This is a genomic window from Terrisporobacter petrolearius (genome assembly GCF_020748185.1).
Classification (GTDB): Bacteria; Bacillota; Clostridia; order Peptostreptococcales; family Peptostreptococcaceae; genus Terrisporobacter; species Terrisporobacter petrolearius.
Map to the genome: position 1 here is coordinate 1 of NZ_JAHZMO010000183.1, position 449 is coordinate 449.

Here is a 449-nt window from a genome sequence, read left to right on the forward strand (position 1 = left end):
ATATTTCTGTTATAAAAATCATAAAAATAATCAGATTAATTTTGACACAGTTTTAGAGGACAAAAAAAATCTAAATTTTTTATTAAGCCTTATGTTTGTAATGTACTTGTATCTATGTTTAAGTCTATCAATATATTATACTGTTGGAAATGTATTGATTTTAAAATTATATGGAATTAAGTCTGCCATAATAGTTTTGGTAGGTAACTATATTGCAGAAAAATATAGTTTTAGAATTACTCAAATTAAAAGTTATGATATTAAAAACCAACTAGAATATTTAGAAAGCATAAAAACAGAACATGAAATTAATAAATTGAATGATATTGTATATACAGATTTACTGACAGGCTTCTACAATAGACCTTTTGTAAATCAAAAACTATCAGAATGGATGTCAAATCACTACAAATTTACTTTATGTTTTACCGATTTAAACAGATTAAAAC

The 449-nt window shown here is 22.7% G+C and carries 1 pseudogene; it reads left to right on the plus strand.

What is annotated here, in order from left to right:
- Positions 1-154 precede the first annotated feature (154 nt).
- Positions 155-449 (plus strand): annotated as a pseudogene (locus K0040_RS20230) (GGDEF domain-containing protein); the annotation flags it as partial.